Origin of the sequence: Streptomyces sp. BF23-19 (assembly GCF_041106355.1) — a bacterium.
Taxonomy (GTDB): domain Bacteria; phylum Actinomycetota; class Actinomycetes; order Streptomycetales; family Streptomycetaceae; genus Streptomyces; species Streptomyces virginiae_A.
Window position 1 is genome coordinate 35864 of the sequence record NZ_JBGBPT010000039.1, and the last position, 12422, is coordinate 48285.

A 12422-nucleotide genomic window follows, 5' to 3' on the forward strand; every position below is an offset into this window, starting at 1 on the left:
CCGGATCCGTCCGGAGCCGACGGTAACAGAAGGTCTAGACCAAATCCCGCCCCCGGGCCCGCTCCTGCGCGCCGGGGTGGTGGACGTAGGCGGTACTGCTGCTGCGGTCCTCGTAGGTGCGGTGGAAGACCGGGGTGGCGGAGCCGGAGATCGGCGGCACGATCCAGGACCAGTCCGCGCCCACCTCGCGCCCCTTGCGTTCCTCCCGTTCCATGTGGGACAGGAAGCGCCGGGACTCGGTGTGGTGGTCGGCGATGGTGACCCCGGCGCGGTCGAAGGAGTGCAGGACGGCCCGGTTGAGCTCGACGAGCGCGCGGTCCTTCCAGAGGGAGCGGTCGCTGGAGGTGTCCAGGCCCAGTCGGCGGGCGACGGCGGGGAGGAGGTTGTACCGGTCGGTGTCGGCGAGGTTGCGGGCACCGATCTCGGTGCCCATGTACCAGCCGTTGAACGGCGCGGCCGGGTAGTGGATGCCGCCGATCTCCAGGCACATGTTGGAGATGGCGGGTACGGCGTGCCAGCGCAGTCCCCAGTCCGCCCAGCCGCCGCCGTCGCCGTCGCCGTCGGGATGGTCGATCGGTACCTCGAGGACGGCGTCCGCGGGAGTCTCGAACCAGCGGGGCTTGTCGTCGACACCCTGGACCACCAGCGGCAGGAGGTCGAAGGGGGTGCCGGGGCCGCCGGGCCAGCCGAGCTGGAGCAGGGCCTCGGTGAGCGGTGCGTTGCGGGCGTCGCCGACGGTTATGGACGGGTGGTCGCCGTAGCCCGCGTATCTGATCAGTTGCTCGCTCCAGATCAGCGGGCCGGGGCGGTCCGGGGCGTCCGGGGCGAAGACGGTGATCGTGGGCCTGACCCGGCCCCGGTTGGTCGCCTCGCGCAGGTGGTCGAAGCACTCGGCGGCGATGTCGTCGGCGTCGGTGAGCCCGCGGCGGTCGCGGACCCGCAGCGAGTTCCAGTAGAGCCGGCCTATGCAGCGGTTACTGTTGCGCCAGGCGACCCGGGCACCGTGGACCAGTTCCTCGGGGGTGTGCGCGTAACTGCCGGTCTCGGCGAGTTCGGCCCGCACGGCGGCGAGCCGGGCGCGCGGATCGCCGGCGTCCACGTTCTCCCGGTGGAAGAGTCGGATGAACTCCTCGGCCGCTTCCCACACCTGGGCGGTGGTGGAGCGCTGTTGAAGAATTTCCATTCCGGGCGGTTACCCCCTGTCCGACCAGATCCACCCTGTACATGCCGGATGAATGTGCAATAAACAATTACCCGTTGTACATGTCGCAGGTCAGCGTGAGGTGATTGGCAGTGAGGGAACACCCTTCCGGGTGATCCCTCGTGGATCGGGCTGCGGCGAGGCACGCGGGGGCGTATGATCCGGCGCGTTCCGGGAGTTGGCCGTGCGCCGGGTCAGCGGCAGGGGCGGCTCATGTAGAGCGCCCGCTCGCCGGCCGCCGGAGTGCCCTCGTACAGCACGGTGTCGAGACCGCAGAAGGTGAACCCCATCCGCCGATAGGCGTGCACCGCCGGGGCGTTGACCGAGCTGACCTCCAACCACAGGTGCCGCGCGCCCCGTTCACGCGCGAACCGCTCGGCGCACTCCATCAGACCGCGGCCGATGCCGCGGCCCCGGTGGCCGGGTGCGACCTCGATGTCCTCGATGGTCAGCCGCCGGTTCCAGGGCGCGTACCCGACGGCGGCGTACCCGCACAGCAGCTCGCCGTCGAGAGCCACGAAGGTCCGGGCGTCGGCGTCCGAGTCCTTCCCGCCGCCGAAGACCTGCTCGTCGTGCTCCTCGGGCGGGAACGCCTTGCGCACGGGCGGGTTCACGGTGACCTCGCGGAGCAGGAAGCCGAAGCCGACGCCGTCGCCGTTTCCGTCGCCGTTTCCGTCGCCGGGACCGGGCTCGCTCACCTCGAAGACCGTGGCGGTGGTGAAGGAGCTGTCCAGGGCCTCGATGGCACCCGCGTCCTCGGGACGGGCGGGGCGGTACACGATCGAGTCGGCCGAGCCATGTGCGGTGGTCATGAGATCCACCGTACGCAAAAAATCCCCCGGCCGAATTGGCTACCGAGGGAAAGAAGAGCGTATATTCAATGGTTCACGACTTGGCCTTGAACGAAGTCGTGGTGAAGGTTACGAGGACACTGTATCGCGGCAGGAGTGCAATTGTCAACCGAGGAATTCCGGAAAGAGCAGCAATTCGTCACCGACCTCTATCGGCGCCTCGACGGTCTGCGTGACCAGGCCGAACAGGCGGTCGAAGGGGCGCTGCGCGATGTCGGAACCGGCTTTCAGGCGCGGCTGGAGCGGGACGTCCTGGTCGCCGAGCAGTCCGGTCTGCTTTCCGCCCTGAATGCGGGCGAGAACGGCCTCTGTTTCGGCCGTCTGGAGTTCTCCGACGGCCGGGACCACCACATCGGCCGGCTCGGAATCCGGGCCGACGACGCGGAACGCACCCCGCTGGTCCTGGACTGGCGCGCGGACGTGGCCCGCCCCTTCTACCTCGCCACCGGTCACACCCCCATGGGGCTGCGCCGCCGCCGGCACATCAGCAGCCGGGGGCGCGTGGTCACCGCCCTGCACGACGAGATCCTCGACCTGACCGACGCGGAGCGCACCGGACACGAGGGCGCCGACGCGGACGCCGTGCTCCTCGCCGCGCTCGACGCCGCCCGGACCGGCCGGATGCACGACATCGTGCGCACCATCCAGGCCGAGCAGGACCGGATCATCCGCTCCCCGCACCGCGGGGTGCTGGTCGTCGAGGGCGGCCCCGGCACCGGCAAGACCGCGGTCGCGCTGCACCGCGCCGCCTACCTGCTGTACGCCCACCGGGAGCTGCTCGCCAAACGCGGTGTGCTGATCGTCGGACCGGGCCCGGCCTTCCTCGGCTACATCGGCGGGGTGCTCCCGGCCCTCGGCGAGACGGGCGTGCTGCTGGCCACCCCGGGCGAGCTCTTCCCCGGTGTGCACGCCACCGGTACCGACCGTCCGGAGGCCGCCGCGGTGAAGGGGCGGGCCGCGATGGCGGAGGTCCTCGCCCGGGTGGTGGCCGACCGGCAGTGCCTGCCGGAGACCGTGCCGGCGGACACCGGCGAGGAGTACGACACCGTCCCCGAGCCGGCGCTGGAGATCGACCACGAGGAGTACGGGACACTGCTGCTGGACCGCACCATGGCGTACGAGGCGCGGGACCGGGCCCGGGCCACCGGGCTGCCGCACAACCAGGCGCGGCCCTCCTTCGCCTTCCCGATCATCGACGCGCTCACCGCGCAGCTCGCCGACCGGTTGGGCGCCGATCCGTACGGCGGTCCGAACCTGCTCGGCTCGGACGACATCGCCCAGCTCGGCAAGGAGATCGCGACGAGCGCCACCGTGCACGCGGCGATCGACTCGCTGTGGCCCTCCCTCACCCCGCAGCGGCTGATCTCCGACTTCCTCGCGGACCCGACGCACCTGCCCGCGCACGAGGCCGACCTGATCCGGCGCGCGCCCTCGGCCCGGCCCGACTGGACCCCGGCGGACGTGCCACTGCTGGACGAGGCGGCCGAGCTGCTCGGCGAGGACGACAGCGCCCGGCGGGCCGCCGAGGAGCGGGACCGGCAGCGGCGCATCGCCTACGCGCAGGGGGTGCTGGACCTGTCGGAGGGCTCGCAGTCGTACGAGTTCGAGGACGAGGAGAACGAGTTCCTCGCGGCCCACGACATCATCGACGCGGAGCGGATGGCCGAGCGTCACGAGGAGGCCGACCACCGCAGCACCGCCGAGCGGGCCGCGGCCGACCGTACCTGGGCCTTCGGGCACGTCATCGTGGACGAGGCGCAGGAGCTGTCGGCGATGGCGTGGCGGCTGCTGATGCGGCGCTGCCCGACCCGGTCGATGACGCTGGTCGGCGACCCGGCGCAGACGGCCGACGAGGCCGGGTGCGGCTCGTGGGAGCGGATCCTCTCGCCGTACGTGGGCGAGCGCTGGGAGCTGGTCCGGCTGGGGGTCAACTACCGCACGCCGGCCGAGATCATGGAGGTGGCGGCGGCCGTGCTGCGGACCCGCGATCCCGGCTTCGAGCCGCCGCGGTCCGTACGGGCCACCGGAGTGCGGCCGTGGGCGCACGCGACGGGTGACCTGGCGGCGGCGACCCGGGAGGCCGTGGCGCGGGAGCTGCCGGCCGAGGGGCGGCTCGCGGTGATCGCGCCGCGGGCGCGGCACGCGGCGCTGGCCGCCGTACTGCCGGGGGTGCGGGAGGGCGCCGAGCCGGATCTGACCGGTGAGGTGGTCCTGCTGGACCCGCGCCAGGCCAAGGGGCTGGAGTTCGACACGGTGATCGTGGTGGAGCCGGCCGAGCTGCGGCCGAGCGATCTGTACGTGGCGCTGACGCGGGCCACCCAGACCCTCGGGGTGGTGCACACCGCCGGCCGGCTGCCGGCGGGGCTGGCGGACACCCCGCAGGGGCTGCTCAGGCGCTGATGACGAGCGGCGCCCGGGGGTCGGTGCGCAGCGGGGTCGCCAGTGCCACGAGCGTGTGTTCCAGGCCGTGGAGGTGGGCGAGCGCCGGTTCCGCGGCGGCGGGCCGGGGCTGCGGAACGGTGGCGGGCCCGGGCGTGCCGTGCGGGGCGGTCAGGGCTTCCAGCGCGGCCTCGACGCGCCGGCAGGCGGCGGCCGGCCGGGCGTCGTGCGAGGCCTGCGGATCGGCGGCGACGGCGACCAGTCCGCGGACGTCCCGGGCGCAGTCGTCGAGCAGCGCGAGCACCTGCCGGGCGCGGGCCTTGCGGGCGCGCAGCGGGCTCAGCGGGTGGACGAGCGGCGCGAGGGCCATCCGGACCCGGCCCAGCAGCAGCTCCAGTTCGGCGGCGTGCGGGGCGGGGTCGGCGTCCGGGTCTCCCGCGAGGCGGTCCAGGGCGGCCGCGGTGGCGGCGCGCACGCAGTGCAGGGCGCGCTGGATCCAGGCGTCGTTGGCGGCGTGGGTGGTGACCGGGAGGATGATCACGACGGCGAGGGCGGCGCCGAGCGCTCCGATGGCGGTCTCCTGGAAGCGCAGGAGCAGCAGTCCGGGGTGCAGGACGCCGAGGAGGCCGTAGAGCAGTCCGGCCATGACGGTGACGAAGAACATCATCCAGGAGTACGAGGGCGCGGCCGTGTAGAAGATCCCGAAGACGCACACGGCGACCAGTGCGGCGGTGGGCACCGGCGCGCCGTGCAGGGGTACGGCGATCAGCAGGCCGGCGGCGATGCCGACGACGGTGCCGAGGACGCGGCGGAAGCCCCGTACGAGGGTCTCGCCCCGGGAGGTGGTGTTCACGAAGATCCACCAGGCGGTGCCGACGGCCCAGTACCAGCGGTCGTCGGAGAGCGCCTGGCCGATGCCGAGCGCGAAGGCGCAGGCGGCGGTGGCCTGGAAGGCCTGTCGGGTGGTCGGGCGCGCGAGCCCGGTCCCGGGCAGGCCGGGCGGGGCGGCGGGGGGCGGGGTGCGCCGCTCGATGGGCCAGAGCAGGAAGCGCACGGCTCCGGCAGCGAGGAGCGCCAGGCCCACGGCGGCGTAGAGCTCGGGCAGCTGCCCGGGCCGGGCGTGCAGGAACTGCGTGACGAAGAACATCATGAAGCCGAAGATCCCGAGGGCGTGTCCGCGCGGGCCGAAGCGGCGGGCGTAGACCCCGGCGAACACGACGGCGAGGAAGGCGGCGTCCCGGGCGAGCGGCACCCCGTGCAGGGTGGTGGCGAGGGTCAGGACGGGGAATCCGGCGACGGGCAGCAGGGCGGTGGTGAGGCGCTGGGCGCGGACGTGTCCGTCGAGCACGGTGAAGAGGGCGAGCAGGGCCGCCAGTCCCCCGGTGATGGAGGCGGTCAGGGAGAGACCGCACACTTCGGCGAGGGCGACGGCGGCGGCGACGCCGATCACGGCGCGGGCCGAGTTCCGCAGTCTCATACGCCCCGGATCCGGAGCCACGAACATCCTCTTCACGGCGGTGTGCCGCCCCCCTTGCAGTGCTGCGCGCCGGCCCGGCGCCGCCCGGGGGTGGTGGGCGGCGGACGGGCACGGCGAAGGCGCCGCGCTCCGGAACCGGCCTCGTTGCCGTCCGGCGCTGCGCGGCGCCGTAAGTACATGGATACGACACAGATAAGCATCCGGGGGCCCACCGGCTCAAACGGACCCTCCGCTGCTGGGCCATTGGTACAGCCAGCGGGCCAGGATGTCGGCCATGAGCCTGCCACTGGACCACTGTCGGCGGTGACCGCGCACCGGCCGGGTCGCGCCGCCGTGGCCGACTCTCGTCCACGTGACCACGCGCTGTTATCGTGCAGCGACCCGCGGGGCGTACGGAAGGGGACCGACGTTGACGCGTACGGCGGAGTTCGGGGCGGCCGAGGCGTTCAGCCGGGCCGCTGTGGCGGTCTTCCGGCTGAACGGACGGTTCACCGCGGCCCTCGACCGGCTCGCGCTCGCCTCGGGGCTCAGTGCCGCGCGCTGGCAGATACTCACCACGGTCACCGACGAGTCACTGTCCGTGTCCGCCGTGGCCCGGCGGGTGGGGACCACCCGGCAGAGCGTGCAGCGCATAGCGGATCTGCTGGTGCGGCAGGGGCTCGCGATCTACCTGGACAATCCGGCCCACCGGCGGGCCAAGCTGCTCACCGCCACCGAGCAGGGCGTGGCCGCGAAGCGGGAGATCGACTCCTGTCTCGCCGAGCTGGCCCGGCAGTTGTGCGAGGGCCTCGGAGGCGAGGACGAGGTGCACCGCACGGCCGAGGTGCTGCGGGGCCTGTCCGGCGCGTTGTCGTCGATCGGATCCGACGACTCTGCGTGAAGCCCGCGCACGTGTCCGCCGCTATACGGACAAGCCGGCCTGAAAGTGCCCGTGTTTTTCCAAAGAGTTGACTGCACCGAGGAACGCTCTTTGCGGTACCGTTCGCGCCTGACGCGGGGTTTCAAGGCCGGGGGACCTTTTGAATCGGTTTGTCTTCAGAGTGCTGGGACCGCTGCTCGTCCAGACCGATGACGGTCCGCTGCGCATCCATGGCCGGCGCCAGGCCACGGTCCTCGCGATGCTGGTCCTCTACGCCGACCGGATCGTGTCGGTGGACACCCTCGTGGACGCCGTCTGGCCGGATTCTCCCCCGGCGACGGCCCGCAACCAGATCGCCATCTGCGTGGCCACCCTCCGCAAGACCTTCAAACAGGCCGGGGTGACCGATCTGCTGATCACCTCTCCCCCGGGCTACCTGCTGGCCAAGGGCGAGCACCGGATCGACGTCCAGGAGTTCCTGGAGCGGGCCGAGCAGGGGCGGGACGCCGCCCGGCACGGACGCACCGAGGAGGCGTGCACGCAGTTCGAGGAGGCGCTCAGCATCTGGCGGGGCTCCGCGCTCGACGAGCCGTCCGGCTCCCGGCTGGAGGCGGAGACCACCAGGCTGGAGCAGATGCGGCTCGCGCTGGTGGAGGAACGCGCCGGGCTGATGCTCCAGCTGGGCCGGCACCGCGCGCTCACCGGAGAGCTCACCGACCTGGTGGCCCGGCACCCCCTGCGCGAGCAGTGCCGCGAACACCTCATGCTGGCGCTGTACCGGTCCGGGCAGCGGGCCGAGGCCCTGGAGGTGTTCCTGCACGGCCGCCGGTTACTCACCGAGCAGCTCGGGATCGAACCGGGTCCCGGACTGCGTCAGTTGCACGAACTGATCCTGCGCGACTCCCCCGAACTGACCCGGCCCCCCGCCACGGCGGCGCCCGCGCCGGCGGCCCTGAGCACCATCCCGGCCCAACTGCCCGCCGACGTCATGGCGTTCACCGGCCGGCAGCGGGAGATGGCCTCGCTGGACCGGCTCCTGAAGGAGCCCTACAACCCCCACACCCCGGCGCTGGCGACCATCGTCGGCGTGGGCGGCGTGGGCAAGACCGCCCTCGCGGTGCACTGGGCGAGCCAGGTCGCCGACCAGTTCCCGGACGGCCAGCTCTTCGCCGATCTGCGCGGGTACGACGAGGAGCACGCGCCGGTGTCCCCCGCCGCCGTGCTCGACCGGTTCCTGCGGGCCCTCGGGATCGGCGCGCCCCAGATACCGGCGGATCCCGACGAGCGGGCCTCGCTGTTCCGGAGCCTGCTCAGCACCCGCAAGACACTGATCGTCCTGGACAACGTACGGTCCTTCGACCAGCTCAGACCCCTGCTCCCGGGCGGCGGGCGCAGCGTGGTGCTGGCCACCAGCCGGGAGAGCCTGGGCGACCTCACCGGGGACTACACCGCGCTGACCCTGCGGCTGCGGATGCTGGAGCCGACCGAGGCGACGGCACTGCTGATCAAACTGGCCGGAGCCGACCGGTTCGGCAGCGACCCGGTGGCGGTGGAGCAGCTCGGCGCGCTGTGCGACTGCCTCCCGCTCGCGCTGCGGATCGCCGGGGCGCGGCTGGCGGCCAAACCCGGTCTGAGCGTACGGAGCCTGGTGACGCGGCTGCGCGACCACCGGTCCCGGCTCGACGTGCTGAGCCCGGGCGAGGGCGGGGTGCGGGCCGGCTTCCGGCTCACCTACCGGGACCTGGCGCCCGAGGCGGCCCGGATGTACCGCAGGCTCGGGCTGCTGCGCACGGCGGACTTCGCCGCCTGGGCGGGGGCGGCCGTACTGGACACGGACGTGTGGCACGCGGAGGAACTGATCGACCACCTGGTCGACGCGCAACTGCTGGAGGTGGCCGACGCCGAGCCGGGGCGGGCCGCCCGCTACCGGTTCCAGGACCTGCTGCGGTTGTTCGCCCGTGAGCGGGCGGAGTCCGACGAGCCGGAGGGGGAGACCGACGCCGCGCTGGAGCGGGCCTTCGCGTCCTGGCTCTGGCTGGCGGAGGAGGCGCACCGGCGGATCGACGGCCGGGAGTTCCCGGTGGGTCGGACGCCCGCACCGGCTCCGCGCTTCCTGCCGGAGCTGGCCGACGAGTTGCTGGCCACGCCGATGGACTGGTTCGAGTCGGAGCGCACGGCCGTCGCCGACCTGGTGGCGCACGCGGCGGAGACGGGCCGGGCCCGGTACGCGTGGACGCTGACCGAGAGCGCGGTACCGCACTTCGAGACGAAGAACTACCTGGAGGACTGGCAGCGCTGCGCCGAGCAGGCGCTGGCCGTGGCCCGGCGTACCGGCGACGAGCCGGGCGAGGCGACGATGCTGCGGCTGCTGGGGTCGCTGGCGATCTACCAGCGGCGGTACGAGCAGGCCGAGGGCTGGAACATGGCCGCGCTACGGCTGCTGCGCAACGCGGGTGACATGGGCGGGGCGGCGCTCGCCCAGCGGAACCTGGCGATGTGCGCGCGGTTCCAGGGGGACTGGGAGCGGGCCCTGGAGTACTGCGAGGCGGCCCTCAGCGGTTTCCACGCGTCGGGTGACATCGGCAACGAGGCCCACCTGCTCGGCTTCCAGGCACAGATCGAGCTGGACCGGGGCAACGTGGGCGGCGCGCTCCCGCTCGCGGAGCAGGCGGTGGCGCTGAGCCGGCGAACCGGATCGGTACGGGCGGAGGCGCAGAGCGTGTACCGGCTGGCCGAGGTGCGGCTGCGCGCGGGAGATCTGGACGAGGCCGCGGAGGCCTTCGGTGCGGTACTGCGGCTGACCCGGGGCGAGGGCGACCGGGTCGGGGAGGCGCACGCGCTGCGGGGGCTGGGGCAGACGCAGTGGAGCCAGGGCCTGCTGCCGGCGGCGGGGGGAACGCTGCAGCAGGCCCTGGAGATCACCGATGAGCTGGCGGACCGTTTCCTGTACGCCCGGGTGGAGACCGATCTCGGGTGTGTGGAGGCGATCGGCGGCCGCCCGGCGGAGGCGGCGGAGCGTTTCCGGCGGGCGCGGGCCGCCTTCGGCGAGGTCGGCGCGCAGCCCTGGCGGGCGCAGGCGGACCGGCTGCTGGCGGCGGTCCAGGGCGCGTCGCGATCGGCGGGCGAGCCGGGCGGTGCGGGCGCCGGCGCACTGCCGCATCGTTCCTTCACCGCGGCGGAACTGACGGAGCTGCTGACGCATCCGGAGCACTAGCGGCCGGCGGCGCGGTGCAGGGAGGAAGCGGGGCGGGTCGGGAGCGCGGCGGATCAGGAGGGGCGGGTCAGCCCCAGGGCATGTCGCCGTGCTTGCCGGCGGAGCCGTGACGCGGGGGGTCCAGCGGCTTGACGACGCCCCAGGGCATGTCGCCGTCCGCCTGGGTGGTGGTGTGCGTGTCCGCCAGGACGGCCGACGCTGCCCCCGTGCCGACGAACATCCCCGCAAGAACGACCAGGCAGGCCGCCGCCGTCATGTTCGCCGTCTTCGCCGTCCGCGTGCTGCGCATCTGGGAATCCCCTCTCGGTGGAGCATCACTGCCGCTCGCTGCGGCATGAATGGAACAGTAGGGACGCCTCCTTTTTCTTCTGTGTTCCATCGATTTCGTGACCCGGACCGCCCTCGAAATCGACACGATATCGAGGAGACAACGCACTCCACTAGCTTCGTTCAGAGATTCTTCTCCATGAATCACGGATGGGGCGGTACATGGAATTCCGAGTGCTCGGGCCGGTCGAGGTACGGCGGGACGGTCGGCGGGTCGCGTTGTCCGGGGCGAAGCTGCATACCGTGCTCGCGGCGCTCCTCGTGGCCCGTGAAGAGGTGATCTCCGACGAACGGCTGTGCCGGCTGCTGTGGGGCTGGGCTCCACCGGCCACCGTCAGCGCACAGCTCTACACCTATGTTTCCCGCTTGCGCAAGATTCTCGGCGACGATGTTCTGATCGATCGTCGACCGCCGGGATATGCCATGAGCATCGGTAATGCGACGCTCGACCTGAACGAATTCGAGAAGCTGGCGCTCGGCGGCCGCGAGGCACTGCTCGCCGAGGACTTCGAAAAGGCAGGTGAGCTGCTGCGCGGCGCCCTGGCCCGGTGGAACGGGTTGCCCTTCGCCAACGCCACGGAATACCTGGCCGACGCCGAGGCTCCGCGGCTCACCGAGGCCCGGGCCGTCACGCTGGAGCACCGCATCGCGGCGGATCTCGCGCTGGGCCGGCACGAGCAGATCACCGGTGAGCTGACCGGCCTGGTCGCCGAGTTCCCGTTGCGCGAGCGCATCCGGTGCCAGCTGATGACGGCGCTGTGCCGGTCGGGGCGGCAGGCGGACGCCATCCACCTCTACCACCACGGTCGCGCGGTGCTGGCCGACGAGCTGGGGGTGAATCCGGGCGAGGAGCTCCAGGCCACCTACCGGGCGCTGCTGGAGGGCACGCTGGACCGCCGGCCGCACACCGCCCCGGCCGCGCCGGCCGGTCCCCGCCGGGACGCGGCAGGCCGCCCGGACGGCGCCCCGGCCATGCTGCCGCCCGACACCGTCGACTTCACCGGCCGGGAGCCCGAACTGGAGCTGCTGTGCCGTGCCCTGGCCCCCGACGCGCAGGGCACCGGGCGGCCCCGCCGGGTCCTGGTCACCGGGATGGCCGGGCTCGGCAAGACCGCCCTGGCCGTCCACGCGGCCCACCGCTGCCGGCGGCACTTCCCCGACGGGCAGTTGTACGCCGACCTGCGCGCGCCCGACGGCACTCCCCGGCACCCCACCCGGGTGCTGCGCGGGCTGCTGCGCGCGCTGGGCCCGATGGACGACGTACCGGCCGCCGAGGACCAGGACCAGTTGGTCCGGCTCTACCGGGAACGGACGCGGGGCAAGCAGCTGCTGATCGTGCTGGACAACGCGTCCGGGGCCGCCCAGTTGGGTCCGCTGCTGCCCAACACCCCGGAGCCCGCGGTCCTGGTCACCGGGCGGACGGCCCTGCCCACCGTGGCCGGGGCACACACCGTGGCCCTCGCTCCCCTGGCACCCCGGGACTCGCTGGAGCTGCTCTCGGCCGCGGCCGGCCCCGCCCGGGTGGCCTCGGCACCCGGTGCGGCGTCCTCGATCGTCGAGCACTGCGCCGGTCTGCCGCTGGCCCTGCGGATCGTCGGGACCCGGATCGCCGCCCGGCCGCACTCCACCCCGGACCGGCTGGCCCGCCGGCTGGCGGATCCCGTGACCCGGCTACGGGAGCTGCACTCGGGCGATCTGGACGTGCACAGCTCGCTGCTGCCGTCCTGGCGGGCGCTGGACGCGGAGGTGCGCTCCGTGTTCCCGGCGCTGGCCGCGCTGGGTCCGCAGCCGTTCCCGGCCGCGGACGCGGCGATGTCGCTGAGCCTGCCGGAGGTCGAGGCGGAGCGGCTGCTGGAGGCGCTGGCCGACGCGGCCCTGCTGGAGGTCAGCGGCGCGGACGAGCGGGGCCAGCCCTGCTACCTGTTCCACCCGCTCGTACGGCTCTTCGCGCTCTCCCTGGGCGAGGGGACCACGCCCGACCGTAAGGCCGCCGCCCGCACGGAACATAACCGGCGGCTAACTCACCGCCCCTAGCCTCGCCCTGCCCCGCAGCAGGGCGCTCCGGCCCGTACCCACCCCGGGCACGCACCGGCCGACGGCCCGTAACACCGAAT

At 73.1% G+C, this 12422-nt stretch carries 8 protein-coding genes; 4 read left to right on the forward strand and 4 right to left on the reverse strand.

What is annotated here, in order from left to right; genetic code table 11:
• Positions 1-34 precede the first annotated feature (34 nt).
• Positions 35-1183, reverse strand: coding sequence for a nitric oxide synthase oxygenase (locus AB8A24_RS22275; protein ID WP_369477285.1), 1149 nt, complete (start codon positions 1181-1183; stop codon positions 35-37).
• Between the two features lie 212 nt (positions 1184-1395).
• Entirely contained in the window at positions 1396-2013 is a 618-nt protein-coding gene (locus AB8A24_RS22280) for a GNAT family N-acetyltransferase (protein ID WP_328964514.1), read from the reverse strand.
• Between the two features lie 141 nt (positions 2014-2154).
• On the opposite strand from AB8A24_RS22280, the gene AB8A24_RS22285 reads away from it, so the two are divergent.
• Positions 2155-4452, forward strand: a complete 2298-nt coding sequence (locus tag AB8A24_RS22285) for an ATP-binding domain-containing protein (protein WP_369477286.1) — start codon at positions 2155-2157, stop codon at positions 4450-4452.
• Here AB8A24_RS22285 and AB8A24_RS22290 read toward each other — a convergent pair.
• Complete coding sequence (locus AB8A24_RS22290; RefSeq protein WP_369477305.1) at positions 4442-5935, reverse strand: FUSC family protein; 1494 nt, start codon at positions 5933-5935, stop codon at positions 4442-4444. The two genes, AB8A24_RS22285 and AB8A24_RS22290, sit on opposite strands and share 11 nt — an antisense overlap.
• Before the next feature lie 382 nt (positions 5936-6317).
• On the opposite strand from AB8A24_RS22290, the gene AB8A24_RS22295 reads away from it, so the two are divergent.
• Both AB8A24_RS22295 and AB8A24_RS22300 read left to right on the forward strand, forming a co-directional pair.
• Positions 6318-6788 (forward strand): MarR family winged helix-turn-helix transcriptional regulator, encoded by a 471-nt coding sequence (locus AB8A24_RS22295; protein ID WP_266388101.1) that lies wholly within the window; start codon positions 6318-6320, stop codon positions 6786-6788.
• Between the two features lie 160 nt (positions 6789-6948).
• Positions 6949-9981: a BTAD domain-containing putative transcriptional regulator gene (locus AB8A24_RS22300; protein WP_328964512.1), complete on the forward strand. Its 3033-nt coding sequence runs from the start codon at positions 6949-6951 to the stop codon at positions 9979-9981.
• Positions 9982-10048: 67 nt separating this feature from the next.
• On the opposite strand, the gene AB8A24_RS22305 is transcribed toward AB8A24_RS22300, so the two are convergent.
• The gene (locus AB8A24_RS22305) at positions 10049-10270 is read right to left on the reverse strand and encodes a hypothetical protein (RefSeq protein WP_328964511.1); all 222 of its coding nucleotides are present in this window, start codon (positions 10268-10270) and stop codon (positions 10049-10051) included.
• 200 nt (positions 10271-10470) lie between these two features.
• On the opposite strand from AB8A24_RS22305, the gene AB8A24_RS22310 reads away from it, so the two are divergent.
• Positions 10471-12342, forward strand: a complete 1872-nt coding sequence (locus tag AB8A24_RS22310) for a BTAD domain-containing putative transcriptional regulator (protein WP_328964510.1) — start codon at positions 10471-10473, stop codon at positions 12340-12342.
• The last annotated feature ends 80 nt before the right edge of the window (positions 12343-12422 follow it).